The organism is Desertivibrio insolitus, from assembly GCF_017355965.1.
GTDB lineage: Bacteria > Actinomycetota > Actinomycetes > Actinomycetales > Microbacteriaceae > JAFIQW01.
In genome coordinates this window covers 245,933-271,249 of record NZ_JAFIQW010000004.1, presented here as the reverse complement: position 1 = coordinate 271,249, position 25,317 = coordinate 245,933, and the positions used below count along the sequence as shown (strand labels likewise).

29 protein-coding genes and 1 other RNA gene are annotated in these 25,317 nt (G+C 71.8%); 13 read left to right on the top strand and 17 right to left on the bottom strand.

Translation table 11 applies throughout. The features are described from left to right. The first annotated feature begins 46 nt into the window (after nt 1–46). A complete protein-coding gene (locus tag JUB10_RS10855) occupies nt 47–778 on the top strand; it encodes an SDR family NAD(P)-dependent oxidoreductase (RefSeq protein ID WP_207456657.1) in 732 nt (243 codons plus the stop codon). Here JUB10_RS10855 and JUB10_RS10850 read toward each other — a convergent pair whose 3' ends face one another. Together JUB10_RS10850 and glnA are read right to left on the bottom strand one after the other, a co-directional pair. Continuing rightward, complete coding sequence (locus JUB10_RS10850) at nt 779–3,742, bottom strand: bifunctional [glutamine synthetase] adenylyltransferase/[glutamine synthetase]-adenylyl-L-tyrosine phosphorylase (RefSeq protein WP_207456656.1); 2,964 nt, start codon at nt 3,740–3,742, stop codon at nt 779–781. It lies immediately after the preceding gene. Between the two features lie 29 nt (nt 3,743–3,771). Then, a complete protein-coding gene (gene glnA, locus JUB10_RS10845) occupies nt 3,772–5,109 on the bottom strand; it encodes a type I glutamate--ammonia ligase (RefSeq protein WP_207456655.1) in 1,338 nt (445 codons plus the stop codon). A 72-nt stretch (nt 5,110–5,181) separates the two neighbouring features. Between glnA and panB the strand changes: the two genes are divergently transcribed. Continuing rightward, on the top strand, nt 5,182–5,997 hold the full coding sequence (panB, locus tag JUB10_RS10840; protein WP_207456653.1) for a 3-methyl-2-oxobutanoate hydroxymethyltransferase: 816 nt from the start codon (nt 5,182–5,184) through the stop codon (nt 5,995–5,997). A 13-nt stretch (nt 5,998–6,010) separates the two neighbouring features. Here the strand turns inward: panB and JUB10_RS10835 are convergent, their stop codons facing one another. Beyond that, complete coding sequence (locus JUB10_RS10835) at nt 6,011–6,181, bottom strand: SPOR domain-containing protein (RefSeq protein ID WP_207456652.1); 171 nt, start codon at nt 6,179–6,181, stop codon at nt 6,011–6,013. Nucleotides 6,182–6,258: 77 nt separating this feature from the next. Between JUB10_RS10835 and ppgK the strand changes: the two genes are divergently transcribed. Then, complete coding sequence (gene ppgK / locus JUB10_RS10830; protein WP_207456650.1) at nt 6,259–7,050, top strand: polyphosphate--glucose phosphotransferase; 792 nt, start codon at nt 6,259–6,261, stop codon at nt 7,048–7,050. Between the two features lie 35 nt (nt 7,051–7,085). On the opposite strand, the gene rnpB is transcribed toward ppgK, so the two are convergent. The 5 genes from rnpB to JUB10_RS15080 all read right to left on the bottom strand — a co-directional run bounded on the left by rnpB (nt 7,086) and on the right by JUB10_RS15080 (nt 13,455). Then, an RNA gene (rnpB, locus tag JUB10_RS10825) (RNase P RNA component class A) lies at nt 7,086–7,447 on the bottom strand. Nucleotides 7,448–7,456: 9 nt separating this feature from the next. After that, nucleotides 7,457–8,230: a zinc ribbon domain-containing protein gene (locus JUB10_RS10820; RefSeq protein ID WP_242682450.1), complete on the bottom strand. Its 774-nt coding sequence runs from the start codon at nt 8,228–8,230 to the stop codon at nt 7,457–7,459. Nucleotides 8,231–8,271: 41 nt separating this feature from the next. Continuing rightward, nucleotides 8,272–9,090, bottom strand: a complete 819-nt coding sequence (locus JUB10_RS10815; RefSeq protein WP_207456648.1) for a Nif3-like dinuclear metal center hexameric protein — start codon at nt 9,088–9,090, stop codon at nt 8,272–8,274. Nucleotides 9,091–9,125: 35 nt separating this feature from the next. Next, nucleotides 9,126–12,545, bottom strand: a complete 3,420-nt coding sequence (locus JUB10_RS10810) for a cytosine permease (protein ID WP_207456641.1) — start codon at nt 12,543–12,545, stop codon at nt 9,126–9,128. Nucleotides 12,546–12,555: 10 nt separating this feature from the next. Next, entirely contained in the window at nt 12,556–13,455 is a 900-nt protein-coding gene (locus JUB10_RS15080; protein ID WP_207456639.1) for a DMT family transporter, read from the bottom strand. Nucleotides 13,456–13,633: 178 nt separating this feature from the next. On the opposite strand from JUB10_RS15080, the gene JUB10_RS10800 reads away from it, so the two are divergent. From JUB10_RS10800 to JUB10_RS10785, 4 genes are all read left to right on the top strand, one after another. After that, nucleotides 13,634–14,134 (top strand): MarR family winged helix-turn-helix transcriptional regulator, encoded by a 501-nt coding sequence (locus JUB10_RS10800; protein WP_307859198.1) that lies wholly within the window; start codon nt 13,634–13,636, stop codon nt 14,132–14,134. Between the two features lie 39 nt (nt 14,135–14,173). Continuing rightward, the gene (locus JUB10_RS10795) at nt 14,174–14,662 is read left to right on the top strand and encodes a MarR family winged helix-turn-helix transcriptional regulator (protein WP_207456638.1); all 489 of its coding nucleotides are present in this window, start codon (nt 14,174–14,176) and stop codon (nt 14,660–14,662) included. Nucleotides 14,663–14,691: 29 nt separating this feature from the next. After that, the gene (locus JUB10_RS10790) at nt 14,692–15,789 is read left to right on the top strand and encodes a carboxylate-amine ligase (RefSeq protein WP_207456636.1); all 1,098 of its coding nucleotides are present in this window, start codon (nt 14,692–14,694) and stop codon (nt 15,787–15,789) included. A 196-nt stretch (nt 15,790–15,985) separates the two neighbouring features. Further along, nucleotides 15,986–16,183, top strand: coding sequence for a hypothetical protein (locus tag JUB10_RS10785; protein WP_207456634.1), 198 nt, complete (start codon nt 15,986–15,988; stop codon nt 16,181–16,183). Between the two features lie 25 nt (nt 16,184–16,208). Here the strand turns inward: JUB10_RS10785 and JUB10_RS10780 are convergent, their stop codons facing one another. After that, the gene (locus tag JUB10_RS10780; RefSeq protein ID WP_207456632.1) at nt 16,209–16,412 is read right to left on the bottom strand and encodes a hypothetical protein; all 204 of its coding nucleotides are present in this window, start codon (nt 16,410–16,412) and stop codon (nt 16,209–16,211) included. Between the two features lie 109 nt (nt 16,413–16,521). On the opposite strand from JUB10_RS10780, the gene JUB10_RS10775 reads away from it, so the two are divergent. The 3 genes from JUB10_RS10775 to JUB10_RS10765 all read left to right on the top strand — a co-directional run bounded on the left by JUB10_RS10775 (nt 16,522) and on the right by JUB10_RS10765 (nt 17,821). Continuing rightward, entirely contained in the window at nt 16,522–16,914 is a 393-nt protein-coding gene (locus JUB10_RS10775) for an ankyrin repeat domain-containing protein (protein ID WP_207456631.1), read from the top strand. A 78-nt stretch (nt 16,915–16,992) separates the two neighbouring features. Next, nucleotides 16,993–17,244, top strand: coding sequence for a hypothetical protein (locus JUB10_RS10770; protein WP_207456629.1), 252 nt, complete (start codon nt 16,993–16,995; stop codon nt 17,242–17,244). A 64-nt stretch (nt 17,245–17,308) separates the two neighbouring features. Further along, nucleotides 17,309–17,821: a hypothetical protein gene (locus tag JUB10_RS10765; protein ID WP_207456627.1), complete on the top strand. Its 513-nt coding sequence runs from the start codon at nt 17,309–17,311 to the stop codon at nt 17,819–17,821. A gap of 9 nt (nt 17,822–17,830) precedes the next feature. Here the strand turns inward: JUB10_RS10765 and JUB10_RS10760 are convergent, their stop codons facing one another. Further along, on the bottom strand, nt 17,831–18,193 hold the full coding sequence (locus tag JUB10_RS10760) for a hypothetical protein (protein WP_207456625.1): 363 nt from the start codon (nt 18,191–18,193) through the stop codon (nt 17,831–17,833). 143 nt (nt 18,194–18,336) lie between these two features. Between JUB10_RS10760 and JUB10_RS10755 the strand changes: the two genes are divergently transcribed. Next, nucleotides 18,337–18,615, top strand: a complete 279-nt coding sequence (locus JUB10_RS10755; RefSeq protein ID WP_207456623.1) for a hypothetical protein — start codon at nt 18,337–18,339, stop codon at nt 18,613–18,615. A gap of 7 nt (nt 18,616–18,622) precedes the next feature. On the opposite strand, the gene JUB10_RS10750 is transcribed toward JUB10_RS10755, so the two are convergent. Both JUB10_RS10750 and JUB10_RS14930 read right to left on the bottom strand, forming a co-directional pair. After that, entirely contained in the window at nt 18,623–21,016 is a 2,394-nt protein-coding gene (locus JUB10_RS10750; RefSeq protein WP_207456621.1) for an ATP-binding cassette domain-containing protein, read from the bottom strand. A 167-nt stretch (nt 21,017–21,183) separates the two neighbouring features. Beyond that, nucleotides 21,184–21,312, bottom strand: coding sequence for a hypothetical protein (locus tag JUB10_RS14930; protein WP_278250356.1), 129 nt, complete (start codon nt 21,310–21,312; stop codon nt 21,184–21,186). Between the two features lie 167 nt (nt 21,313–21,479). On the opposite strand from JUB10_RS14930, the gene JUB10_RS10745 reads away from it, so the two are divergent. Next, nucleotides 21,480–21,704 carry a hypothetical protein gene (locus JUB10_RS10745; RefSeq protein ID WP_207456620.1) on the top strand — a complete coding sequence of 75 codons (225 nt, stop codon included), beginning with the start codon at nt 21,480–21,482 and terminating at the stop codon, nt 21,702–21,704. A gap of 79 nt (nt 21,705–21,783) precedes the next feature. Here the strand turns inward: JUB10_RS10745 and JUB10_RS14925 are convergent, their stop codons facing one another. Beyond that, nucleotides 21,784–21,906 carry a hypothetical protein gene (locus JUB10_RS14925; RefSeq protein WP_278250355.1) on the bottom strand — a complete coding sequence of 41 codons (123 nt, stop codon included), beginning with the start codon at nt 21,904–21,906 and terminating at the stop codon, nt 21,784–21,786. Between the two features lie 108 nt (nt 21,907–22,014). Beyond that, a complete protein-coding gene (locus JUB10_RS10740; RefSeq protein ID WP_207456618.1) occupies nt 22,015–23,640 on the bottom strand; it encodes a xylulokinase in 1,626 nt (541 codons plus the stop codon). A gap of 137 nt (nt 23,641–23,777) precedes the next feature. Here JUB10_RS10740 and JUB10_RS10735 point away from each other — a divergent pair, with 137 nt between their 5' ends. Continuing rightward, on the top strand, nt 23,778–24,119 hold the full coding sequence (locus tag JUB10_RS10735) for a DUF2200 domain-containing protein (protein ID WP_207456615.1): 342 nt from the start codon (nt 23,778–23,780) through the stop codon (nt 24,117–24,119). Between the two features lie 16 nt (nt 24,120–24,135). Here JUB10_RS10735 and JUB10_RS10730 read toward each other — a convergent pair whose 3' ends face one another. The 3 genes from JUB10_RS10730 to JUB10_RS10720 form a co-directional block, all read right to left on the bottom strand. Further along, on the bottom strand, nt 24,136–24,333 hold the full coding sequence (locus JUB10_RS10730) for a hypothetical protein (protein ID WP_207456606.1): 198 nt from the start codon (nt 24,331–24,333) through the stop codon (nt 24,136–24,138). A 70-nt stretch (nt 24,334–24,403) separates the two neighbouring features. Continuing rightward, nucleotides 24,404–24,832: a VOC family protein gene (locus JUB10_RS10725; protein WP_207456604.1), complete on the bottom strand. Its 429-nt coding sequence runs from the start codon at nt 24,830–24,832 to the stop codon at nt 24,404–24,406. A gap of 96 nt (nt 24,833–24,928) precedes the next feature. Continuing rightward, nucleotides 24,929–25,291: a hypothetical protein gene (locus JUB10_RS10720; RefSeq protein ID WP_207456603.1), complete on the bottom strand. Its 363-nt coding sequence runs from the start codon at nt 25,289–25,291 to the stop codon at nt 24,929–24,931. Between the last annotated feature and the right edge of the window lie 26 nt (nt 25,292–25,317).

Sequence of the window (25,317 nt, the reverse complement as noted above, 5' to 3'; positions counted from 1 at the left end):
CGGTGCGCAGGTTCACCGCATGACGGACCTGCTCTAGCGTCGGAGCATGACCACGACCCCGCACGTCGCCCTCGTCACCGGTGCCGCCGGAGGCATCGGCAGCGCCATCGTCGCCGCCCTCGTCCAGGCCGGCATGTCGGTGCTCGCCACCGATCTCGAGGCCGGAACCACGGATGCCGCCTGGCCCGTGCACTGGGTGCCGGTGGACCTCGCCGACGCCGCCGCGCTCCCCGGGCTGTTCGAGGAGGCTGAGGCGCGTTTCGGGCCCGTCGACGTGCTCGTCCACAACGCCACCGCGTCGCTGCAGGACACGTTCACCGTGGCCGACGACGACTGGGCCGGCCGCTTCCTCTCCCCCGTCGAAGCGTCGACGATCGACCGGCAGTTCGCGGTCGACGCCCGCGCGGGCGGCCTGCTGATCGCGGAGTTCGCGCGGCGGCTGCAGGGTCGCGGCGGAAGCTGGGGGCGCATCGTCACGATGACGTCCGGCGGCGACAGCGGCTTCCCCGGCGAGGTCTCCTACGGCGCCGCCAAGGCCGCCCTGGTCAACTACACGATGTCGGCGAGCCTCGAGCTCGGCGGACTCGGCGTGACAGCGAACGCGCTGCATCCGCCGATCACCGACACCGGCTGGGTGACCGACGAGGTGCGCGAGTTTGTCGCACGGGACCAGCGCTTCTTCAGCGTGGCCGACCCCGGCGAGGTCGCCGAGGTCGTCGGATTCCTCGTCTCGGACGCCGCGCGGCGGATCACCGGCAACGTGATCCGGATGAGCTGATCAGGCGGTCGGCGCAGGCCCGCGCTGGACGCCGTAGAACTGCCGCTCGAACACCTGGCGCGCGAGCCTCGTCGTGCGGAGGTAGTCGTCCTCGAGGGCGCTCGCGGAGTGCGGCGGGTATCCGAGCAGGCGTGCGACGCCCTCGAGCTGCCGCCGGTCGCTCGGCAGTACGTCGGAGGTCTTCGCCGACCACAGGGTGACGGCCGAGCGGGTGCGCGAGGCGAGGATCCACGCGCGGGAGAGCCGCGCCGCGTCATTCGGGTCGACCAGTCCGGCGTCGACCGCCGCCGTCAGCGCGGCCAGGGTCGAGGGGGTGCGGAGCGCGGGGATCGTCGCGGCGTGCTGCAGCTGCAGCAGCTGCACGAACCACTCGACGTCGGAGAGCGAGCCGCGCCCGAGCTTGAGGTGCCGGGTGGGATCGGCGCCCTGCGGCAGGCGCTCCGACTCGACGCGGGCCTTGATGCGCTTGACCTCGCGCACCTCCCGGTCGTCGAGCGTCTCGGGGTACCGCACCTCGTCGGCGAGGGCGGTGAAGTCGCGCAGCAGGGCCTCGTCGCCGGCGACGCCACGGGCGCGCAGCAGCGCCTGCGCCTCCCACGTGAGCGACCACCGTGAGTAGTACGCGCGGTACGAGTCGAGCGAGCGCACGAGGGGCCCGTTCTTGCCCTCGGGGCGCAGACCCGCGTCGAGTTCCAGCGGCAGGCGGTTGTCCTCGGCGAGTGCGTTGATGCGGGCGACGACCTTCGTCGCTCGGGTCTGGGCGTCGTGCGGCTCGAGCGTCGTGGGGCGCTGCACCCACAGCACGTCGGCGTCGGAGCCGAAGCCGAGCTCCTCCCCGCCGTAGCGGCCCATCGCGATGACGGCGAACTCGAAGCCGTCGGCGGGGTCGTGCGCGAGCGCGACGAGCCCGCGCAGCAGGGCGGTGGTGACGTCGCTCAGGCCGCGGGCGATCGTCTCGATCGAGTCGACCCCGAGGATGCCGTTGAGCGAGAGGCGCAGCACCTCGCGCCGCCGGGCCGAGCGCAGGGCGGATGCCGCGGCCTCGGGCTCCCCACGGTGGCGGGCGATCGTCGCGGTGGTCTCGGCGACGAGCGCCTCGAGCGGCCGCGGGTGCAGGTCCCGCTCGTCCTCGAGCCACGCGGCGGACTCCGGGTGCCGCTCGAGCAGATCGCCCGCGTACTTCGACGAGCCGAGCACGCGGGTGAGCCGCCCGGCCGCGCCGGAGGAGTCGCGGAGCATCCGGAGGAACCAGTGCGACTGGCCGAGTCGCTCGCTCAGCCGGCGGAAGGCGAGCAGGCCGTGGTCGGGGTCCGCGGTCTCGGCGAACCACTGCAGCAGCACGGGCAGGAGCGTGCGCTGGATCGCCGCCCGTCGCGACACTCCTCCGCTCAGCGCCGCCACGTGACCCAGCGCTCCCCGGGGGTCGACGAAGCCGATCGCCGCGAGCCGGGCGATCGCCTGTTCGCTCGTGAGGGTGACGCCCTCCTCGGGCAGGGCGGCGACGGCGCTGAGCAGCGGCCGGTAGAAGAGGCGCTCGTGCAGGGAGCGGACGGTGTGCTTCGACCGCTGCCAGCGCTCGACGAGGGCGCGACCGTTGGGCTCGAGGCGGGTCGACCGGGCGAGCACGCGCAGGTGCTCGTCGTCGGTCGGCATGAGGTGCGTGCGGCGCAGCCGCGCGAGTTGCAGCCGGTGCTCGAGCAGGCGCAGGAAGCGGTACTCGCGGGCGAACTCCGCGCTCTCGGAGCGGCCGATGTATCCACGACCCGCGAGCGCTGCGAGGGCCTCGAGGGTGGAGCGCTGCCGCACCTCGGGGTCGGTCGCGCCGTGCACGAGCTGCAGCAGCTGCACCGTGAACTCGACGTCCCGGAGCCCTCCGGGGCCGAGCTTGATCTGCTGGTCGACCTGATCGGCGGGGATGTGCTCGGTGACTCGCTCGCGCATGCGCTGCACTGACTCGACGAAGTTCTCCCGGCCCGAGCTCGCCCACACCTTCGGCGCGACCCCGGCGACGTAGCGCTCCCCCAGCTCGCGGTCGCCGGCGAGCGGCCGTGCCTTGAGCAGCGCCTGGAACTCCCAGCTGTTCGCCCAGCGGTCGTAGTACGCGAGGTGGCTCTCGAGCGTGCGCACGAGGGCGCCGTCTTTGCCCTCGGGCCGGAGGTTCGCGTCGACCTCCCACAGCCCCGGCTCGATCGCGAGGTCGTTGATGCCCCGGGCGACCTGCATGGCGAGCCGGGTGCCGATGTCGACGGCGCGCTGGCTCGAGAGCTCGCCCGAGCCCTCGACGACGTGGATGACGTCGACGTCGCTGACGTAGTTGAGCTCGCGCGCGCCGGCCTTGCCCATGCCGATGATGGCGAGCCGCGTCTGCGCGACGTCGGCGCGCGGGAATCGCACGGACGACCGCGCGACCGCGAGCGAGGCGTCGAGCGCGGCGCCCGCGAGGTCGGCGAGGGCTGCGGCGACGGCGTCGACGGCTGCGAGCGGGTCGGGCTGTCCGGTGTCGAACGCCGCGATCCGGGCGAGGTGCCGGCGGTATCTCACCCGCAGGGCGACGGTGGCCGCCTCCGGCTCGAGGCGGGTGAAGCCCTCGTCGTCGGCTTCGACCGCGTCGAGCAGGTCGGCGACGAGCTCCTCCGGCTCGGGCAGCCGGTCGACGGCGGATGCCAGGTGCGCGAGCTCCCCCGGATGCCGGGCGAAGAACTCGCCGAGCCCCTCCGACGCGCCGAGCACGCGCAGCAGCCGACGGCAGGCGCCCTCATCCTCGACGAACTCGCGCAGGGTGTCCGGCGCGCGCCCGTGCATCGCGATGACCGAGCGCAGGGCGAGGTCCGGATCGGCGGCGTGCGAGAACGCCTCGACGGGGAACGGCAGCCCGCCCTCGGCCGCCGCGAGGAGGGCGGCCGAGGCGGACAGGTCGGCGAAGCCGAGCCGGGCCAGGTCGGTCAGGACGGTGCTGCGTGCCATCCGCGCTCGACTCGATCCCTAGGCCGGGCTCAGAGCATCTCGAGGTTGCTCTGCAGCTCGTACGGCGTCACCTGCGCGCGGTACTCGCGCCACTCGCGGCGCTTGTTGAGCAGCACGAAGTTGAACACCTGCTCGCCGAGGGTCTCGGCGACGAGCTCGGAGTCCTCCATGAGCGACACCGCGTGGTCGAGGCTCGCGGGCAGCTGCTCGTAGCCGAGCGCCCGACGCTCAGCGTCGGTCAGCGCCCACACGTTGTCCGCCGCCTCCTCTGGCAGCTCGTAGCCCTGCTCGACGCCCTTGAGGCCGGCGGCGAGCATGAGCGAGAACGCGAGGTACGGGTTCGCGGCGGAGTCGATCGCGCGGTACTCGACCCGCGAGGACTGGCCCTTGTTGGGCTTGTACAGCGGCACGCGCACGAGCGCGGAGCGGTTGTTGTGGCCCCACGTGACGAAGCTCGGCGCCTCGTCGCCGCCCCAGAGCCGCTTGTAGGAGTTGACGAACTGGTTCGTCACCGCGGTGATCTCGGGCGCGTGGCGCAGCAGACCCGCGATGAACTGGCGACCGATCTTGGAGAGCTGGTACTGCCCGCTCGGGTCGAAGAACGCGTTGGTGTCGCCCTCGAAGAGCGACATGTGCGTGTGCATTCCGGAGCCGGGGTGACCGGACAGGGGCTTGGGCATGAACGTCGCGTAGACGCCCTGCTCGATCGCGACCTCCTTCACGACCGTGCGGAAGGTCATGATGTTGTCGGCCGTCGTCAGGGCGTCGGCGTAGCGCAGGTCGATCTCGTTCTGGCCGGGACCCGCCTCGTGGTGGCTGAACTCGACCGAGATGCCGAGGTCCTCGAGCATCCGGACGGCGCTGCGGCGGAAGTCGTGGGCGGTGCCGCCGGGGACGTTGTCGAAGTACCCCGCGGAGTCGACCGGCTGGGGTCCCTCCGGGCCGTACTTGGCGCTCTTCAGCAGGTAGAACTCGATCTCGGGGTGCGTGTAGAACGTGAACCCGCGGTCGGCCGCCTTGGCGAGGGTGCGCTTGAGCACGTTGCGGGGGTCGGCCACGGCCGGCTGCCCGTCGGGCGTCATGATGTCGCAGAACATGCGGGCGGTCGGGTTGACCTCGCCGCGCCACGGCAGCACCTGGAACGTCGTGGGGTCCGGGTGAGCGAGCACGTCGGCCTCGTACGACCGGGTGAGTCCCTCAATCGCGGAGCCGTCGAAGCCGAGTCCCTCGGCGAACGCTCCCTCGACCTCGGCCGGCGCGATCGCCACGGACTTCAGGGTCCCGACGACGTCGGTGAACCAGAGCCGGACGAACTTGATGCCGCGCTCCTCGATGGTGCGGAGTACGAAGTCACGCTGCTTGTCCACGAAGGGCCTTTCTGCTCGCCCCTAGGCTAGTGGCTCCGATCAGGCTCCGGCCCACGGCGTAGGCTCGCGCTCATGGCAGACACCCCCGTGCGCCGCGTGCGAACCCGCCACTTCCAGGCCGCGAAGGCCAACGGCACGAAGATCACCGCGCTGACGAGCTACGACGCTCTGACCGCGCAGATCTTCGACGAGGCCGGGATCGACTTCCTCCTGGTGGGCGACTCGGCCGGCAACGCCGTGCTCGGCTACGACACGACCGTGCCGGTCACCGTCGACGAGCTCATCCCGCTCGCGCGCGCCGTCGCGTCATCCGTTCGTCGCGCGCTCGTCGTCGCCGACCTGCCGTTCGGCTCCTACGAGGTCTCGCCCGAGGAGGCGTTGCACTCGTCGTTCCGCTTCATGAAGGAGACCGGCGTCCACGCGGTCAAGCTCGAGGGCGGGGTGCGCAGCGCGCCGCAGATCCGCCGGGTCGTCGACGCGGGCATCCCGGTCATGGGTCACGTCGGGTTCACGCCGCAGAGCGAGCACGGGCTCGGCGGCCACGTCGTGCAGGGCCGCGGCGACGCGGTCGAGAAGGTCGTCGCCGACGCCCACGCCGTCGAGGAGGCGGGCGCATTCGCCGTCGTGCTCGAGATGGTGCCGGAGTCGGTCGCCCGGAGGATCACCCAGGAGCTCTCGATCCCGACGATCGGGATCGGCGCCGGCAACGTCACCGACGGGCAGATCCTCGTCTGGACCGACTTCGCCGGGCTCGGCGGGGGCCGGATGCCGCGCTTCGTGCGTCAGTACGCCAACCTGCGTCAGACCCTGGCGGACGCCGCCACGGCCTACCGGGAGGACGTCGCCTCCGGCGCGTTCCCCGGGCCCGAGCACACCTTCGAGGACTAGCCCCGAACGAGGATCAGCGGTCCTCGGCGTCCTCGCGGTCCCACGCCTCGGTGCGGGCGCGCATGCGCTCGATGGCCTGCGCCGCCTCCTCGCGCGTCGCGTACGGCCCGGAGCGGTCGATTCCGGGCGACTGCGGCCCCTCCTCGACCTCGTGAGTCCTCAGGTTGAACCAGTACTGCGTCATGCTGCCAACCCTAGGCTCGGGCGCTGACGGCACGTTGTTAGATTTGAGGAAGGACCACCTTCTTCGAGGGAGCAGACGTGACGGACACGCACGAGGGCGAATCGCTCGCGATCGGCATCGACATCGGCGGAACCGGGATCAAGGGGGCGCTCGTCGACCTCCGGACCGGCGGCCTCGCGGGCGATCGCACGAAGCTGTCGACCCCGAAGGGCGGCGAGCCCGAGGGAATCGCCGACACGGTCGTCGAGCTGCTCGAGAAGATCGGCGGCGACCCGTCGCTGCCCCTCGGGGTCTGCTTCCCCGCCGCGGTCGTCGGCGGTCGCACGATGTCGGCGGCGAACGTGTCGAAGAAGTGGATCGGTTTCGAGGCCGAGAAGTTCTTCGAGGACCGGCTCGGCCGGGGCATTCACTTCGTCAACGACGCGGATGCCGCGGGCGTCGCCGAGGCGAACTTCGGCGCGGCGAAGGACGTGCCCGGCCTCGTCATCATGACGACGCTCGGCACCGGCATCGGCACGGCCCTCATCCACGACGGCGTGCTGATTCCGAACGCCGAGCTCGGCCACCTCGAGATCGACGGCGTCGACTACGAGACGAAGGCGTCGTTCGCCGCCAAGGAGCGCGGCGACCTCAGCTGGACCCGCTGGGCCTCCCGCCTGCAGAAGTACTACTCGCGGCTTGAGGCGCTGCTCTACCCGGAGCTGTTCGTCGTCGGCGGCGGCGTGTCGAAGCACTACCAGGAGTTCCTGCCGAAGCTCGAGCTGCGCGCGAAGATCGTGCCGGCCGCCCTGCGCAACAACGCGGGCATCCTCGGTGCCGCGGCGCTCGCCGCCTCGCCGAAGTACATGCCCTCGCTGCAGCAGGTCTGAGCCGCGCCGGCCCGGACCACCGCCAACAGGTGAGAGGAATGGGCCGGCCGATACGCCGGGTTCTGTCACTGCCCGAGGGCAGCGGACGGCCATCTATCTCGGGGACGCGTCACCACGCCCCTCCAGCGGTCAACCCGGGGACTCGGCGAGCAGCCTCACTGTCCCCTGTCCGACCTTGCTCCTGGCGAGGTTTACCCAGCCGCCCGGCTCACACCGGGCGCTGGTGGTCTCTTACACCACCGTTTCACCCTTACCGCCCGCGCAGGCGGACGGCGGTCTGCTCTCTGTTGCACTTTCTCGCGGGTTACCCCGGGTGGGCGTTACCCACCGCCATGCTCTGCGGAGCCCGGACGTTCCTCGGCGCCCTCGCGGGCGACGCGACCGTCTGGCCGACCCATTCCGACTGTCAGGGTAGCGGACTGTCCAAGCGCCAGGTCGGCTCGAGGCCCGACTCGTCGGTGCGCACGAGGATCGCGTTGCTGTCGGGGCAGAGCAGCACCTCGTCGGGCGCGGCGGCCCTGATGCGGGCCAGGTCGTTCGCGCCCAGGGCGACGCCCGAGGCGCTCGAGACGCCCGCGCGCAGGAGGGACGCGCCCCAGCCGTAGCGTTCGCGCTGACGCTCGTAGAGCGCCAGCAGGTCGGCGGGCAGCCCGTTCGCGACGGTGGCCCGGTTGGCGAGGGTGTGCTTGCGCTCGTTCGCCAGCTGCTCGAGGCTCGCGTCGCGTCGCTGCTCGAGCTCCGCCCGGCGGCTCACAAGACCGTCGAACGCGGCGCGGGCCTCGGCGAGCCCGGCCGCGGCGTCCTCGACCCGCTGCATGACGTCGAGCTCGATGTCCTCGAGGTCGCTGCGGCGGCGGGTGAGGGCGGCGAGCTCCTGCTCGAGCGCCTGCACGTCCTTGGTCGAGGTCGCGGTCTTCAGCCGGTCGGAGTCGCGCGTCATCCGCTGCTCGACGAGCGCGACGTCGGACTCGAGCCTGCGCAGCTCGGCCTTGGCGTCCTCGAGCACACCGGTGCGCTCGGTCAGCACGCGGCGGTGCTCCTCGAGCTCGGCGGCGAGTTTCTTGAGCTCGGCGAACTCCGGCAGGGTGCGCTCACGCTGCGCGAGGTGCTGCAGCTTGTTGTCGAGCGCCTGCAGGTCGAGCAGGTGCGCCTGGGCGTCGGGGCTGGCGGTCAGTGCCATGGGGGTCCTTCTTGCTGGAGGGGTCGGATGCCGCGGGGTGCTCAGTGCACGATCGCGAAGTCCCAGGGGTCGGTGCGGAGGTCGCTCACCGTCACCTCGACGCCGGGAACGGCGGCGCGGAGCTCGGCGGCGGCGGTGTCGAGCCAGAGCCATTCGCTCGCCCAGTGCGACGTGTCGATGAGAGCGGGGCCGCCGCCGACGCGCGCCGTCTCGCGCGCCTCGGACGCCGGGTGGTGCCGGAGGTCCGAGGTGATGTAGACGTCGGCGGCGCGGACGGCGGGATGGCCGAGCAGGCTGTCGCCGGCCCCCGCGCAGACGGCGACGGTCTCGACCCGCTGCTCGAAGTCGCCGGCGACGCGGATGCCGCCCGCCGTCGCGGGCAGCACGTCGGCGAGACCGCGGGCCAGGCGGCCGAGGGTCGTGGGCTCGGGGAGCCGGCCGGTGCGGCCGAGGCCGCGGGCGGGATCGGTGCGCGAGGGCTCGATCGGCGAGTCATCCGTGAGCCGCAGCAGCCGCGCCAGCACCGCCGAGGTGCCGGTCTCGACGACGTCGGCGTTGGTGTGCGCGGCGAGCAGCGCGCAGCCGCCGCGGATGAGCGTGCCGAGCACGGCGCCCTTGTACGTCGTCTCGGCGACCGTGGTGACGCCGCGCAGCAGCAGCGGGTGGTGCACGAGCAGCGCGTCGGCGCCCGCGGCGACCGCCTCCTCGGCGACCTCCGTGGTCGCATCGACGGCGAGGTGGACACGCCGCACCTCCGCGGTGGGTGACCCGGCGAGCACTCCGGGGGCGTCCCACCCCTCGGCTCCATCGAGCGGCCACAGCCGCCAGGCTGCCTCGGCGAATTCGGCGACGGTCGGCATGCCCCAAGTCTAGGAACTGCCGACCGTCTCCGGACTCAGTGGCGGCGCCGCTCCTGCCGCCGGATGCCGCCGCGGCTGAACAGCACCGGCACCAGCAGGGCGAGCACGAATGCCGCAAACACGCCGAGATCGCTCTGCGCGAGCGGGTCCGAGGCGGGCAGCCCGAGGAGGGTCCACCCGAAGCCGAGCCAGCCGAAGCCCGGAGCATCCGCCGTCGTGAACGCGAAGCCCAGCACGCTCAGCAGCACGAGTGCGACGAGGTTCGAGGGCACCCAGTCGGCATAGACGCCGCCCCGACGCAGCAGGGCCGGCGACTCGAACCGGCTGCGGCGCAGCAGCATCTCTGCGCCGAACAGCCCGGCCCACGCCGCCGTCGGCACCGCCAGCGTCACGGCCAGGTCGGGCAGCACGGCGAGCGATCCGCCCACGAGGAGGGCGGCGACCAGCCCCGCGAGCACGGCGGCCACGACGACCGCCTGCCAGCGGCGCGCGCGCAGCCCGAGGGCGGCGAGGGCGAAGGCGCCGGAGTAGAGCGTGAGCACCGCGCCGCCGACGAGCGAGAGCGCCGTTCCGGCGAGGAGGGCCGCCGCGAGCGGGGCGGGCACGAGCGACGAGAGCGCGGCGACCGGGTCGCTCGCGAGCGCGGCGGCGAGCCCGGGGTCGGATGCCGCGAGCACGACGCCCCAGCCCGCGAGGAGCAGCACCGGGAGGGCCGCGCCGAAGGTCGCGCTCGACATCGACGCCGCGCCGGAACCGGAGGGCTGCTGGTACCGGGCGACGTCGCCGGTCGAGTTGGCCCAGACCACGCCGACGAGCGCGAACACGAGGGCCGCGCCGGAGGGCACGAGCCACCACGACGCCTCTCCCCCGGCGGCCACGGCGGCGAGATCGGCCCGCGGCAAGGTCAGCGCGACGAACGCGACGGCGAGCACCGCCGTCAGCACGGCGACGACCGCCTGCACCGCGACGATCAGGGTGTAGCCGAAGACGGCGACCACCGCGGCGATCGCGAGGGCCGCGGCGAGCGACGCGTAGCGCACGCCCGCCCCGCCGAGTCCCGCGAGACCGAGCAGCCCCGTGACCGCGAGAGCAGTCAGCGCGAGCAGGAGCCCGCCCCACACGACGCGGGTGACGACGGCGAGCGTCGCGGGCAGGGCGTTGCCGAGCAGCCCGAACGTGGCCCTCGACACGACGAGGGTCGGCTGCCCGCTCCACTTGCCTGCGAGCGTGCCGAGCGCGAGCGGCACGGCCGACACGATCAGTCCGATCGCGATCGCGGTCAGCGCCTGCAGCGCATCGAGGCCGAGGCCCACGAGACCCGCGCCGAGCACGACGCTCAGGAGCGATCCGTTCGCGGCGAACCAGACCCAGAACAGGCGGGCCGCACGCCCGGCGCGGTGGTCGAGCGGGGTGGGCTCGAGGCTCGCGGCTTCGAGGGCGAAGAGCGGCCGGCGGGTCGGCTCGGTGTCGGCGAGCACGTACTCCTCGTTCGTGCGCGGGGTCGACACGGGCTCCACCGGCGCGGTCGGCGGATTGCTGACGACGGCGACGCCCTCGGCGTCGACGGCGACCTCGTCCGGCGCGAAGGCGCGGTCGGTCGCATCGACCTCGTCCTCGATCTCGAGGTCGTAGACCGGCACGACGACGGGCACGGTCGCCGTCGCCGGATGCGGCTCGTCGGCGTCGAACCGGAGGGTCGCGTGCCGCTCGTCGTCGACGGTCGCGAGCGCCTCGACCGGAGGACCGCTCGGCTCGGGCGCCTCGGCGGGGAGCGGCTCGAGCGGCCAGAGCTGACCCGTGGCGGCGGCGTCGTACTCGGCCTCGAGGCGGCGGGCGGCCTCGCCGGCCTCGCGTCGCCTCACCTCGCTCATGTCGATGGCCTCGGTGGCCGGCAGGTGCACCGGCTCCTCGGGCGAATCCTCCTGATCGGCGGGCGGGTCCTGGTCGGCGGGCTCCTGCTCGAGCGGAGCCTCGGGCTCCTCGGCGGCCCGGTCGGGCCGGCCCTCGGTCGCCTTCTGCGGAACGATGTCGATCGCCCCGGTGAGCTGAGCGAAGGCCTCCGTCGGCGTCGCCGCGGCGGGCACGGAACGGTCCTCCTTCGGCGCCGCCGGCTCGTACCGTCGGTGTCGACCCTGGTTACGAGCGGGAGCGCTGCCCGGGGCGAAGAGCTCATCGAGAGCCGGCAGCACGACGGCTCCGGTGGGCGCGGGCTCGGCGTCCACCGCCTCGGCGGCCGTCTGTTCCGTCGCCGCTCCGGCGTCTGCCAGGGGCAGAGGCGCGACCGGCGACCCCTCGATCGGTTCGGCGTCCGCGTCGTCGGCGGCGCCGTCGGCGGCACCGTCGGCGGCACCGACGACCGGGATCGAGCCGGTGAACAGCGGACGCATCCGCTCGAGGCGCTCGAGCGCCTCGGGCGAGCCGATGTCCTGCATCGCGTGCTCCCAGCGCCCGAACTGCTCGAGCTCGCGGGCGCGCAGCGCCATCTGCTCCTCGAGGCGCTCGAACGACGCGTGGTCGTCGCCCTCGGCGGCCAGCTGCGCGACGAGCTCGGCGTCGCTCAACGACCGGCGTGCCGGTGGCACCGGAAGGCCGTCCTCGCCGAACCGGAGAGGTTCGGGCTCGGGCACGAGCGGAGGGGCGGTCGAGACCTCGGGTTCGGCCTGCACGGCGGCGGATGCTTCGGCGCCGGCAGTCGCGTCGACCTCGATGAGCTCGGGGGCATCTTCAGGAGCGGAGTCCTGGTCATCGTCGGTCGCGACGTCGTCGGCGTCGGACCCGAGGAGCGGCTCGTGCTGCGCCGCGTCCGCCTCCGGGATGGCCGGCGGTTGCTCGGCGGACGGTGGCGCGGCATCCGAAACCTTCGCTTCCTCGACGAGCGCCAGCGGGGCGACCGACGTCATCTCGTCGAGGGGCTGCCCGGCGAAGACGTCCGAGCCGGAGCCGCGGAGAGGCCCGGGCTCCCGCGGCAGGGTCGCACCGAGGTCGCCGAGCCGCGACAGCAGCTCGGACGCGGGAGGGAAGAGCACGGGGTCGACGGTGGCCGCGGGACTCAGGTGGCTCGGCAGGGGCTCGTACGGCGACTCGCGCTCGTCGTCCTCGGCGTCGGCGCGCGCCCACTCCGGCCACGTGTTGCCGCGGGCACCGGCAGGAGAGCTCTGCTCGTCGTCGTCGTCGCCGTCGTCGTCCGCGTCATCCTGCTGCGCGACGACGGGCGAGGCCTCCGGCATCGTGCGGGTCTGCGGACGCAGGCTGTCGATGCGGCCGGGGAGGCGGATCGCGCCGGTGTCCTGCAGCTGGCGCTCGAGCGCCTCGGCCAGGTCGTCGTCGAGCACGATCTGCTCGTCGCCGAGGCGGATGACCCCGTCTGCGGGCGGAGTGTAGGTGGAGCGGCGCGCGCCGGTCGGCACGTAGACGTCCTCGTCGACGTCGTCCTGATGTTGCTGGTCGCTCGCCATGCTCGGAAGTCTAGGAGCGGGCGGGTTCTCCGACGGGGCGACGAGCCGTGGCGAGCACGACCACACCGAGAAGGATCAGGGCGAGGCCCGCCCAGCCGACGAGGTCGAGGCGCTCCCCCACCACGAGGACCGCGAGGGCCGTGGCGACGACGGGCTCGAGCAGCGTGATCGTGGTCACGGTCGTCGAGCGCACCGCCCGCAGCCCGACTCCGAAGAGCACGTAGGCGAAGAGCATCGGCCCCAGCGCGAGGTACGCCGTCACCCCGATCGTCAGGTTGGATTGCAGCAGCGGGGCGCCCGTGAGCACGAGCACGACCGCGAGCGGCACGGCGCCGAGACCGAACATCGCGCCCATGGTCGGCGTCGACGCGTGACCGAGTGCGATGACGCGGCCGCCCGCGTAGGTGTACGCGGCGTAGGCGAGCCCCGCGAGCAGCGCCAGCAGGACGCCGACGGGCGCCGCGGCATCCGCGTCTCCCCCGGCCCCGTGCCCGCCGAGCGCGAGCAGCACGATGCCGACGAGAGCGACGGCGGTGCAGGCGCTCCACAGTGCGGACGGCCGGTGCCGCTCGAAGGCCCACTCGAGCAGGGCGGCGAAGATCGGGCCCGAGCCGAGCGCCACGACGTTGCCGACGGCGACGCCCGCGAGATTCATGCCGGAGTAGAAGGCGAGCGGGTACACGAACACGCCGACGGCGCCGAGCAGCAGCCAGCGCCGGGCGGATGACTCGCGCAGCACGGCCAGCGCGCGGTGGCCGCTGACCGCGAAGAGCAACGCCCCGCCGATCGCCATCGTCGCCGAGCCCGTCGCGAGCGGGCTCACGTCGTCCGGCAGGAAGCTCGCCGCGGTTCCGGTCGTACCCCAGAGCACGCTCGCGAGCACAAGGGCGACCGCGCCGGAACTTCTCACTCGTCTCCCTCGGGTCGCCTCGTCGGACCCGACGGTATCGCACGGCGGAAGTGGTTGTATGCCTAGCCATCAAGGCGCCGGGTAGTCGGGTGTATTGGTTACTAGTAGCTTCCGGAACATGTACCCCGGCCGCCGTGCCTCTTGGCGCTCTAGCAGTCGGCGGGTCTAGCATCGTGGAGTGCCTGAACAGTCCTCGCCCTCCTATTGGTACGAGAGCGACGCGGACAGGCAGCGCAGCGTCCGCGTACTCGAGGCCGTGCGGATCTATCGCGCCGCCGAGGCCGCGATGCGCCGGCGCACCCGCAACTCGATGGGCATGGGCGAGAACGATCTGCTCGCGCTGCGCTTCCTCATCAGGCAGAAGCAGCAGGGCCACGTCGTCGCCCCGAAGGACCTGAGCACCTACCTCGGGATCTCGTCGGCATCGACGACGATCCTTCTCGACCGGCTCGAGAAGAGCGGGCACCTCGAGCGCAAGCCGAGCCCGTTCGACCGGCGCTCGCTGATCGTCGAGCCGACGATCGCGACCGACACCGAGGTACGGGCGACGCTCGGCGAGATGCACTCGCGGATGATGGCGGTGGCGAGCACCCTCGACGATGCGCAGGCCGAGACGGTGATCCACTTCCTCGAGGGGATGCGGGACGCGGTCGACCAGATCGACGCGCACTCCTCGTAGTCCTGTCCCGCGGGTGACGAGCGGCGCTAGTGTGGCGCCGTGACCGACGCTCCCGCCGAGGAGCACCACTGGTATGCCTCGGAGTCGCCGAGCAGCCTTCGCGTCCTCGAAGCGCTGCGGGAGTACGACGCGGCCTTCAGAGCGATGGAGCGGCGCACGCAGGTGCTGCTCGGGGTCGGCGCGACCGATCTCGCCGCCCTTCGGTTCGTGCTGTCCGCCCAGGACGAGGAGCGGGTCGTCGTCGCCCGCGACATCGCGGCCCACCTGGGGCTGTCGCGCTCCGCCGTCACCGATGTGCTCGACCGACTCACGGTGGCCGGGCACCTCGCCCGCGTGCTGCACCCGCGTGACAGACGGAGCCTCGCGGTCGTGATCACGCCGTCCGCGGCGGGACTCGTCGGGGCGACCCTGACCGATCTCGATCGCCAGCTCGCCGGAGTCGTCAGCGGGCTGACGGCGGCGGAGGCGGACGTCGTCATGACGTTCCTGCAGTGCATGACGGTCGCTGTTTCCGAGATCGACACCTGATCCGAGGGCGCCGGTCATAGGTTGAGCGCATGGGGGCTGAACTGACGCTCGGCGCCGAGGAGGAACTCCACCTCGTCGACACCGGGACGCTGACACTGGCGAGCCGAGCGGCGGAGCTGCTCACGCAGCTGCCCGGCGAGAGCTTCTGCGCGGAACTCCAGCGCTCGACGATCGAGACGAACACCGCGCCCGTGCGCACGCTCGACGAACTGCGGAGGGAACTGCTGGCTCTGCGCCGGCGCCTCGTCGACGTGGCCGAACCGCTGGGGCTCGGCGTCGCGGCGGTCGGCACAGTGCCCCGTTCCACCGCGAAGGACTTCGAGCTGACGGGCGAGGACCGCTACCGGCGATTGCAGGAGCTCTACCGCGAACTGGTCGACGAACAGCTGATCTGCGGCACGCAGGTGCACGTCGGCATAGCCGACCGGGATCTCGCCGTCGAGGTCGCCCAGCGGCTCGAACCCGATCTGCCGACCTTCGTCGCGCTGTCGGCCGGGTCGCCGTTCTGGCAGGGGCACGACACGGGCTACGCGAGCTTCCGCACGATCGTGTGGCAGCGCTGGCCGACAGCGGGGCCGATGGGCCAGCTGTCGTCGGCGGCGGAGTACGACAGGCTCGTCGCCGATCTCGTCGCGAGCGGGGTCATCGCCGACGCGAAGATGGCCTACTTCGAGGTGCGGCCGTCGTCCCACGTCCCGACCCTCGAGCTCAGGGTGTGCGACGCAGTGCCGCTCGTCGACGACGCGGTGCTCATCGCCGGGCTCTTCCGCGCCGCCGCGCGTGCCGCCGAGCTAGACATCGAAGCCGGGCGGCCGGCACGGCTCGTCCCGCCGCCGCTGCACCGCGCGGCGATGTGGCAGGCGGCCCGCGGAGGGCTCAGCGCGTCGCTGTTCGTCGAGCAGCGGCATCCGCGACCCGTGCCGGCAGCGGATGCCGCGCGCGAACTGCTCGCCCGGCTGCGGCCCGCCCTCGAGGAGTTCGGTGATTACGCCTTCGTCGCCGACGCCCTCGAGCGGCTGCTCGCGCGCGGCACGTCCGCCGATCGTCAACGGACGGCGGTGCGCCAGGGAGGGCTGGACGCGGCCATGCGATCGGTGATCGAGGAGACGCAGTCCGGCCTCGACTGAAGAAGGGGAACGGGCGGGACGGCCCCTCAGCCACGTCCCGCCCGTTCCCGAGCCGCTCCTGACGGAGCGCGGGCAAACGCTTTCCGCGCGAGCGAGATCCATTCGACAGCGGATGTCGCGGCCTGTCAAGCACGGGAAGCGGGGATGGCGGCGCGCTTCCCTTCCGCACCGGCGGCGCAGGTGACAAGATCAGGCCATGGAAGCCTCAGCGATCGCCGGTCTCGTCATCTTCGGCGTTATGATCGCGGCGGCCGCGGTCGCGTTCGTCCCCCGTCGTCGCGGTCGGCAGGACGAGATCCGGCAGGACGACCTCGACGGCCTCGCCGACCCTCACGTCGCCGCTCAGCACGCGATGGGCTACCACTCGCGGATGAATCAGGGCATCGGCAACTGACCGCGGTCCGCTAGCCCGAGCGGAGTCAATCGAGCGGCTCCGTCGAGACGGCTCGAACGGATACGGGACTCGTCAGCGCGATACGCGGATCGCGGAGGCGCACGCTTCGACGCACGATCGCGTCCACGTCGATCGGCGAGGTCAGCGCGATCCGCGGGTCGCGTGGAGGCGGCACGCATCCCCGCTGGTAGATCCGCGGATAGCGCGGGTCGAACCGGGTCTCCGTCATCGGTCACCCCCTGAGCGGTGCACTGGTGTGCAGACACTCCACCCGCCGCCTGAAAGAACGCCGTAAGGCGTCCGTCGTTCCGGACGTACCGGCCGTTTACCGTTGAAGCGTGACCGCCGACGACCTGACCCCCGACGAGCTCGCGATCCTTCAGCAGGTGTTCGAGGACGCCCGCAACGGCGACGTGGACGCGCTCTCCGCCGCCCTCGATCGCGGTGTGCCGGTCGACCTCACCAACAGCGCGGGTGACACGGCGCTCATCCTGGCCGCCTACCACACGCACGAACCCCTCGTCCGGCTCCTGCTCGACCGGGGAGCCGATCACGCGCGCGCCAACGACCGGGGACAGACCGCGCTCGCCGCGGCCGTCTTCCGTCGGAACGCCCCGATCGTCGAGCTGCTGCTCGACGCCGGCGCGGACCCCGATGCCGGCCCGCAGTCCGCGCGGGCGGTCGCAAGCTTCTTCGAGCTCGACGAGATGGCGGCACTGCTGAATCGTTGAGCTCCGCCTCCGGAGACCGTCCGGTGAGCGGGACTTAGTGCCCTGCAGGGCCCGAGACGGCGGTGCCTACCATCTCGCATGGCAACAACCAACCGCTCCTACGACGACTACGTCGTACTCGATCACCTGCTGCTGGAGCACGGCGTGCAGCCCGGCGAGGCGGTCGTCTCGGCCATCGACGTGGACTTCGACTCCCAGATCCCGGGCGCCGACCCGATGGCTCAGGTCACCGTCGTACTGAAGGTGAGCATGCCCGTCGAGGAGGCCGAGGCGATGCTCGACTCCCGCTTGCTCGGCCGCGACCGCCTCCCGTCGTCGCTGCAGTCCTGATCCCCGCGCGCCTACATCTCCAGGTGGACGCGGAGGCCCTCCACACCCCGTATCGTCCTTCCTCGTGCAGGTGCGGACGGTGCGGGTCGTGGTGGCGCTCGGGGGGATCTCCGCGGTCGCGACCTTCGCCCTGGTCCTGACGCTTCAGACACTCGTCTGGAGCCCGATGGGCGCGGCCCCGCACCTGAGCTACGTGCAACTGCTCGACGCCCTCGCGCAACACGGCGAGACCCTTCCCTTCGCCTGGGTGGTCGGAGCGGGACTACTCGGCGTCACCCTGTCGATCGCGCTCGCGATCGTCTCCGTCGCGCTCGGCTGGCGGCCGCTCACAGTCGCGGCCGGGCAGCTCGGGCTCCTCGTGCTCGGCGCGCCCGCCTACTGGGTCGCATCGTTCCCCGCCGGCATGGCAGTGGCGGACGGGCTGCAGACGTACGGCGGCGATCACGCCCCGGGCGGGCGGCTCCTGTACCTCGTGAGCCTGACCGCGGTGGTGGCGCTCTGCGCGATCGGCTTCGCCCGCTCGGTCCGCGGCGGCCGCCACGACCTGCTCGCGCGCGGTTCCCGCCCGCTCGGCTGACGAGGGCCCTCAGCGCCGGCCGCGACGGAGGTCGGACACGCTGTCGGCGTATCCGGGCTGCTCGAGCAGCAACTGACCGAGACCCATGCGCGGCGGGAGCGCGGCGTAGCGCTGCAACGCGGCCCGCGGGCTCAGCCCGTCCTCGTACGCGGAGGCGAGGAGGCCGACCCAGGCGACCCCGGTGCGGAAGCCCTCGTCGCCGGCCGCTCGCCGGGGCACGTAGCCGGCGGCGTCGTCGTCGTCGGAGATCCAGACCCATCCCCGCACGGCGCCGTTCCACCCCACCGGGAAGTAGGTGATGGGACCGTCGGTCGACGACGGGTAGGTCGGGCGGGCGGTGCTCGCTCCGCCGCGAAGGCGTCGTCCCGTCATTCGGTCCTGCTCCCTCGTCGGCCCCTGAGAGCCGCTTGGGCGGCGTGCTCGCCGTGCGCCCCGGAACCGATCACCGGACTATCGTCGCCCATCCCCCAGGTTCTCCGCACCGCGACGGATGACGCGCAGGGTACGGTCACGTCATGAGCGACGAGCGCGGACCGGACTGGACGATCGACCCGTCGCAGGAGCCGCCGACCGGCAGGCTGGACGAGCGACTGGCGCGACTGCGACCGGACCTGGTGAGCCTGCGGAAGCAGCTCGCCGAGCTCGACGCGAGCAGCCGCGACATCGAGACGGTGATCCGCGACTGCGCCGCGGACGGTCTTTCGCCGGAAGAGATCGCGGCGCAACTGGGCACCGAGGTTCCTCCGATCGCGCGAGTGCTGGGCGGCGGATCGCTGCTCGGGATCGCGCGCTGACCCCGGGTCATCCCCCGACGTAGGCCGCGAGGTGCTCCCCCGTGAGCGTCGAGCGCGCCGCCACGAGGTCGGCTGGCGTGCCCTCGTAGACGACGCGGCCGCCGTCGCGCCCCGCCCCCGGTCCGAGGTCGATGATCCAGTCGGCGTGCGCCATGACGGCCTGGTGGTGCTCGATCACGATCACGGACTTGCCGGAGTCGACGAGACGGTCGAGTAGCCCGAGCAGCTGTTCGACGTCGGCGAGGTGCAGCCCCGTCGTCGGCTCGTCGAGCACGTAGACGTTCCCCTTGTCGGCCATCTGCGTCGCGAGCTTGAGTCGCTGCCGCTCGCCGCCGGAGAGCGTCGTGAGGGGCTGACCGAGGCTGAGGTAACCGAGCCCGACATCCGCGAGCCGCTCGAGGATCGCGTGCGCCGCCGGCGTCCGCGCGTCCCCGGCGCCGAAGAACTGCTCGGCCTCGCTGACGGGCATCGCGAGCACCTCGCTGATGTCCTTGCCACCGAGGTGGTAGGTGAGCACCTCGGCCTGGAACCTCTTCCCCTCGCACACCTCGCAAGTGGTCGCGACCCCGGCCATCATGCCGAGATCGGTGTAGATCACGCCCGCGCCGTTGCAGTTCGGGCAGGCTCCCTCGGAATTCGCGCTGAACAAGGCGGGCTTCACGCCGTTGGTCTTCGCGAACGCGCTGCGGATGGGATCGAGCAGCCCCGTGTAGGTGGCGGGGTTGCTGCGTCGCGAGCCCCGGATCGCGCTCTGGTCGACCGACACCACGCCCTCCCGGCCCAGGACGGACCCATGGATGAGGGAGCTCTTGCCGGAACCGGCCACGCCGGTGACGACGCAGAGCACCCCGAGCGGGATGTCCACGTCGACGTTCCGCAGATTGTGGGAGTTCGCCCCGCGGATCTCCAGCGCGCCGTTCGCGGTGCGCACGGTCTGCTTCAGCCGCGCACGGTCGTCGAGGTGGCGGCCGGTCAGGGTGCCGCTCGCACGGAGGCCGTCGACGGTCCCCTCGAAGCAGACCTCCCCGCCGGCGGACCCGGCACGCGGACCGAGGTCGACGACGTGATCGGCGATCGCGATCGTCTCGGGCTTGTGCTCGACCACGAGCACCGTGTTGCCCTTATCGCGCAGCCGCAGCAGCAGCTCGTTCATGCGCTGGATGTCGTGCGGGTGCAGCCCGATCGTGGGCTCGTCGAAGACGTACGTGACATCCGTCAGCGAGGAGCCGAGATGGCGGATCATCTTGGTGCGCTGCGCCTCGCCGCCGGAGAGCGTGCCGGAGGGCCGGTCGAGGGAGAGGTAGCCGAGGCCGATCTCGACGAAGGAGTCGAGCGTCTGTCCCAGGTTCGTGAGCAACGGTGCGACGCTCGGCTCGTCGAGGCCGCGCACCCACTCCGCGAGGTCGCTGATCTGCATCGCGCACGCGTCGGCGATGTTGATGCCGCGGATCTTCGACGAGCGCGCCTCCGGGCTCAGCCGGGTGCCCTCGCAGTCCGGGCACGCGGTGAAGGTGACGGCGCGGTCGACGAAGGCGCGGATGTGCGGCTGCATCGACTCGCGGTCCTTCGACAGGAACGACTTCTGGATCTTCGGGATCAGGCCCTCGTAGGTCATGTTCATCGACTGGAACTTGACCTTCGTCGGCTCCTTGAAGAGGAAGTCCTCGAGCTCGCGCTCGCTGTAGTCGCGGATCGGCTTGTTCGGGTCGAGGAAGCCCGACTCGCTGAAGATCCGCACCATCCAGCCGTCGACGTTGTAGCCCGGGATCGTGAGGGCCCCCTCGGCGAGCGACTTCGACGCGTCGTAGAGTTGGCCGCGGTCGATGTCGGAGACGGTGCCCATGCCCTCGCAGCGCGGGCACATGCCGCCGAGGAGCGTGTAGGACGTCTTGACCGCCTTGCCCTTGCTCTCGCCCTTCTGCACCGTGATCGCGCCGCTCGCCTTGACCGACGGGACGTTGAACGAGAAGGCGTTCGACGAGCCGATGTGGGGCTCGCCGAGCCGGCTGAACAGCACGCGCAGCATGGCGTTGGCGTCCGTGGCGGTGCCCACGGTCGACCGAGGATTGCCGCCCATGCGCTCCTGGTCGACGATGATCGCGGTCGTCAGTCCCTCGAGCACGTCGACCTCGGGGCGGGCGAGCGTCGGCATGAAGCCCTGGATGAAGGCGGAGTACGTCTCGTTGATCAGCCGCTGCGACTCCGCGGCGATCGTGCCGAAGACGAGCGAGCTCTTGCCGGAGCCCGACACCCCGGTGAAGACGGTCAGGCGTCGCTTCGGCAGTTCGACGCTGACGTCCTTGAGGTTGTTCTCCCGCGCGCCCTGCACGCGGATCAGCTCGTGACTGTCGGCCGCGGGTACGGCGGCGGTGGGGGCGTTCGAGGCGGCGGTCGTGCTCAACGTCTGGTCCTCCAGCTTCCGTCGCACAGGGACGATCGGCGACGACGGCTCGATCAAACCACCTGCCGCCGACGCGCACGAGGGCGGATCCGCCGGTTCGATCTGCCGGGGAACGGAAACGGCCCCCGATCGCTATGTCGATCGGGGGCCGTCGTCCTGTCGGTGGTTCAGAGCCCGAGCTCTGCGCGCATCGCCTGGTGCTCTCGCTCGAGCCGGTCGATGGCGTCGTTGATGCGCACACGAAGCTGGTCGCGCGGGTCGCTCGTCTGCAGACGCTCCTGCCCGTTCGTCGTCATCGTGGTTCTCCTTTCATGAACGCCCGGATGCCACGGATGTCCCCATCCCGGCGTCAGCGGACGCGGTAGGTTAGCGCATCCTCCGGCTCGCCGCCCGCCGCGTCGCCGACGCTGCGCCCGGGCGAAGCCCTAGATTGCGAGCACCCTCAGACGACGGAAGGACCACCGTGAGTCTCGCCGGTCGAATGCTCGCCACCGGGATCGCCCTGCTCGTGGCATCCGTCGCCCTCATGCTGGCCGACCTCGCGCTGCTCACCCTCGCGACCAACGGAACGAACACGCCCGGGCTCCTGTTCGCCACGGGCTTCTCGCAGATCGTGCGCACGATCGCGCCGCCGCTCGGGTCGGCCCTGATCGCTGCGGGGCTGGTGTTGCGCTACCGCTCGAGCTAAGGCGTCACGCAGACGCGGACGCCCACGGCGCGACCGGTCGTCGCACCGCGGGCGTCCTTCCTGCGATCGGCGGGCGGGCTCAGCCCTGCAGCTGGTCCCGCACCGCCTGGTGCTCGGTCTCCATCTTGTCGATGGCCTCGTCGAGCCGCCTGCGCAGCGACTCGCGCGGGTCCTCGCCCACGCTCTCGTGTCCGGTGTTCAACTGCGGTCTCCCTTCCCGTTCGCCGCGACCGGCTCGGCCGCGGCGACGATTCGGCAACGCTAGGCAGCGCCGGCCCCGGTCAGCAGGGCCGTTCGTCCCGTCGTCTCGTCAGAGCGACTCGACCGCCGCGCGCTCGACGGCGAGGCCTGCGTCGTAGCGCTGCAGGTAGGCGTTGAAGCCCGCCACGTCGGCGGCATCGGGCTCGACGGTGTCGAACGCGGCATCCGCGAAGACGGTGTCGCGCAGGTAGCCGTCGAGGTCGGTGCGCTCGGCGGCGGAGACGTACGCGGCGAGCACCGCGATCCCCCAGGCGCCACCCTCGGACGCGGTCTCGGCGACGGCGACGGGAGCGCCGAGCGCGCCCGCCAGGAAGCGCTGGGCGACGCCCGCGGTGCGGAACATGCCGCCGTGGGCGAGCATCCGATCGAGGGCGACCCCCTCCGCGTCGAGCACCCGCATGCCGAGGGCGAGCGTGCCGAAGACGCCGTACAGCTGCGCGCGGATGAAGTTGGCGAGCGTGAGCCGGCTGTCGGGCGTGCGGACGAAGAGCGGACGCCCCTCGGCGAGGCCCACGATCGGCTCGCCGGCGAGGTGGTTGTAGGCGAGCAGCCCACCGGCATCCGCGTCGCCCACGAGCGCCTCGCGGAAGAGGGTCTCGTACACGGCATCCGACTCGACCGGCGCTCCTGCGGCGGCGGAGAAGCGGGAGAACATGTTCGCCCAGGCCGCGAGCTCGCTGGCGCCGTTGTTGCAGTGCACCATCGCGACGGCGTCACCCGCGGGGGTGGTCACGATGTCGAGCTCGTGGTGCACGCCCTCGAGCGGACGCTCGAGCACGACCATCGCGAAGATGCTGGTGCCGGCGCTGACGTTGCCGGTGCGCGGGGCTACGGCGCTCGTCGCCACCATGCCGGTGCCGGCGTCGCCCTCGGGCGGGCAGAACACCGCGCCGGCCTGCAGGCGCCCGGCCGGGTCGAGCAGCGCGGCGCCCTCAGCGGTCAGCTCTCCCGCCGGCTGACCCGCGACGAGCACGTCGGGCAGCAGCTCTCGCAGGTCGAGGCCGGGTGCCTCCTCGCGGGCCAGCGCATCGAAGCGCTCGATGAGGGAGGCGTCGTAGTCGCGCGTCGCGACGTCGATCGGGAACATGCCGGACGCGTCCCCGACGCCGAGCACGCGGCGGCCGGTGAGCCGCCAGTGCACGTAGCCGGCGAGCGTCGTGAAGAAGCGGATGTCGGGCACGTGCGGCTCGTGGTCGAGCACAGCCTGATAGAGGTGCGCGATCGACCAGCGCAGCGGGATGTTGGTGCCGAACTGCTCGGTCAGCACGCCGGCCGCGCGCTCCGTGTTCGTGTTGCGCCAGGTGCGGAACGGCACGAGCAGCTGGTCCTCCGGCCCGAAGGCGAGGTAGCCGTGCATCATCGCGGAGACACCGATCGCGGCGACGTTCTCGAGCTCGACGCCGTGGCGCTCGCGCACGTCGGCGACGAGGTCGGCGTAGGCCGCCTGCAGGCCCGACCAGATGTCGTCCTCGGTGTAGGTCCAGAGGCGGTCGACGAAGCGGTTCTCCCACTCGTGGCTGCCGGTCGCGATCACGGTGGCCGGGTCGTCCCCGATCAGGCACGCCTTGATGCGGGTCGAGCCGAGCTCGATGCCGAGCGTCGCACCTCCCGAGACGATCACTTCGCGGGCATCCCGCACTTCCGCTCGGTCGGGGCTCACGACAGGGTCCTCCATCGGGTATCGCATGGTCGCCGGTGCCGGCGACAGGGTCGCTCGTAACAGTACCGGTGCTCCGGATGCCGCCGGCCGAGGCATCCGGAGCCCTGTCTGCACCCCTCGTGGCGGCGCGGGGCGAGCACTAGCGTCGTCGCATGAGCAGGATCTTCACCACGAGCTTCGCCTCGGTCTATCCCCTCTACGTGACGAAGGTGGAGAGGAAGGGCCGGAGCAGCGCCGACCTCGACCGGATCATCGAGTGGCTGACCGGCTACGACGAGTCAGCGCTGTCGCAGCATCTGGAGCGGGGCACGACGTTCGAGGAGTTCTTCGCCCAGGCGCAGTTGAATCCGAACGCCTCGCTCATCACCGGGGTCATCTGCGGCGTGCGCGTGCAGGAGATCGAGGACCCGCTCATGCAGAAGATCCGCTATCTCGACAAGCTCGTCGACGAACTCGCGAAGGGCAAGTCGATGGAGAAGATCCTGCGAGCGTGACGCCCCTCGCCGCTCGTCAGCCCCGCCACATCACGAGCGCGGACAGCAGGAACAGCACGAGGAAGATCCCCACCGACGCGAGGATCGTCGTGACGTCGGCGGTTCCTCCGCTGAACACGAGCATCGCCGCGCCCGCACCGACGGCGAGCACCAGCACGATGGCCACTGTCAGCCCGATGACGAGGCTCCGTGGTGCCTTCGGTTCGATGCTCATCCCGCTCCCCCACCGCTCGGCCTGGTGATCGCCGCGTCGATGCGGCCGGCGCAGCCCATGCCGATCCGGCTCAGGACGGCTGCCGGGTGGACGAGCCGCTGATGTTGACGAGCCAGGTGACGCCGAAGCGGTCCGTGAGCATCCCGAAGGTGTCACCCCAGGGCGCCGTCACCAGCGGCTCGATGATCGTCGCGCCCGCCGCCAGCCCGTTCCAGTGAGCCGTGAGCACGGCTTCGTCGTCGCCGCTGAGCGAGACCGAGATGTTGCTCCTGTCTGGAGTCTCCATGCCCGCTGGAGCGTCGGATGCCATGAGGAGCAGGCCGTGCTCGCCCTCGAGCTGTCCGTGCATGATCTTGTCGGCGTCGCCAGGGTCCTCCGCCGCGTGCATCTCGGCGAAGGTGCTCACCGTGAGCTCGCCGCCGAAGACGGAGTGATAGAACTCGAGCGCTTCCCGGGCGTTGTCCCGGAATCCGAGGTAGGGGTTGAGCCGCACGGTCATGGTCGTCTCCTTCGCGTCGCTGCGGTCGCCGTTGGCGTGATCATGGCAGAGCCCACCGACGGTGGATAGGTCGGCGCCGGGCACTCGACTCGTGCCTCACCGGCCCGCCTCGAGGTGGGCGATGCATTCGGCGACCGCATGGTCTCCGCGGGCGGTGTTGCTGACGCTCCGACCACCCCAGTGGATCGTGCAGCGCGCCTCGCCGTCGGAGGAGAGGGACTCGACCGTCATGCTCACGGTCGTCGGCACGGGTCCGACGCCGGTGGTCGTCTTCCACGGCACGATGCTCTCAGAGGGCCCGCTCAGCAGATCGCCCTCGTGATAGACGAAGACGCGGACGTCATCGACTCCGTCCCCCATGCTGCCGCGCGCTTCGAACTGCACCGGCCCGCCCTCGAGGCTCCGCAGCGTCGCCTCGCCCGAGCCGCCGGCGCATCCCGGCAGTGCGAGCGCAGTCAATCCGACGAATGCCCAGGACCGGACTC

Coding starts and splice junctions, on each gene's coding strand:
- JUB10_RS10835 (WP_207456652.1), bottom strand. CDS start 6,181: ATGACGCAGTACTGGTTCAACCTGAGGACTCACGAGGTCGAGGAGGGG.
- JUB10_RS10780 (WP_207456632.1), bottom strand. CDS start 16,412: ATGACGGAGACCCGGTTCGACCCGCGCTATCCGCGGATCTACCAGCGG.
- JUB10_RS10735 (WP_207456615.1), top strand. CDS start 23,778: ATGAGCAGGATCTTCACCACGAGCTTCGCCTCGGTCTATCCCCTCTAC.
- JUB10_RS10740 (WP_207456618.1), bottom strand. CDS start 23,640: ATGGAGGACCCTGTCGTGAGCCCCGACCGAGCGGAAGTGCGGGATGCC.
- JUB10_RS10810 (WP_207456641.1), bottom strand. CDS start 12,545: ATGGCGAGCGACCAGCAACATCAGGACGACGTCGACGAGGACGTCTAC.
- JUB10_RS10790 (WP_207456636.1), top strand. CDS start 14,692: ATGGGGGCTGAACTGACGCTCGGCGCCGAGGAGGAACTCCACCTCGTC.
- JUB10_RS10760 (WP_207456625.1), bottom strand. CDS start 18,193: ATGACGGGACGACGCCTTCGCGGCGGAGCGAGCACCGCCCGCCCGACC.
- JUB10_RS10820 (WP_242682450.1), bottom strand. CDS start 8,230: ATGGCACTGACCGCCAGCCCCGACGCCCAGGCGCACCTGCTCGACCTG.
- JUB10_RS10730 (WP_207456606.1), bottom strand. CDS start 24,333: ATGAGCATCGAACCGAAGGCACCACGGAGCCTCGTCATCGGGCTGACA.
- panB (WP_207456653.1), top strand. CDS start 5,182: ATGGCAGACACCCCCGTGCGCCGCGTGCGAACCCGCCACTTCCAGGCC.
- JUB10_RS10855 (WP_207456657.1), top strand. CDS start 47: ATGACCACGACCCCGCACGTCGCCCTCGTCACCGGTGCCGCCGGAGGC.
- JUB10_RS14930 (WP_278250356.1), bottom strand. CDS start 21,312: ATGACGACGAACGGGCAGGAGCGTCTGCAGACGAGCGACCCGCGCGAC.
- JUB10_RS10755 (WP_207456623.1), top strand. CDS start 18,337: ATGAGCGACGAGCGCGGACCGGACTGGACGATCGACCCGTCGCAGGAG.
- JUB10_RS10725 (WP_207456604.1), bottom strand. CDS start 24,832: ATGACCGTGCGGCTCAACCCCTACCTCGGATTCCGGGACAACGCCCGG.
- JUB10_RS10850 (WP_207456656.1), bottom strand. CDS start 3,742: ATGGCACGCAGCACCGTCCTGACCGACCTGGCCCGGCTCGGCTTCGCC.
- JUB10_RS10785 (WP_207456634.1), top strand. CDS start 15,986: ATGGAAGCCTCAGCGATCGCCGGTCTCGTCATCTTCGGCGTTATGATC.
- JUB10_RS10770 (WP_207456629.1), top strand. CDS start 16,993: ATGGCAACAACCAACCGCTCCTACGACGACTACGTCGTACTCGATCAC.
- JUB10_RS10815 (WP_207456648.1), bottom strand. CDS start 9,090: ATGCCGACCGTCGCCGAATTCGCCGAGGCAGCCTGGCGGCTGTGGCCG.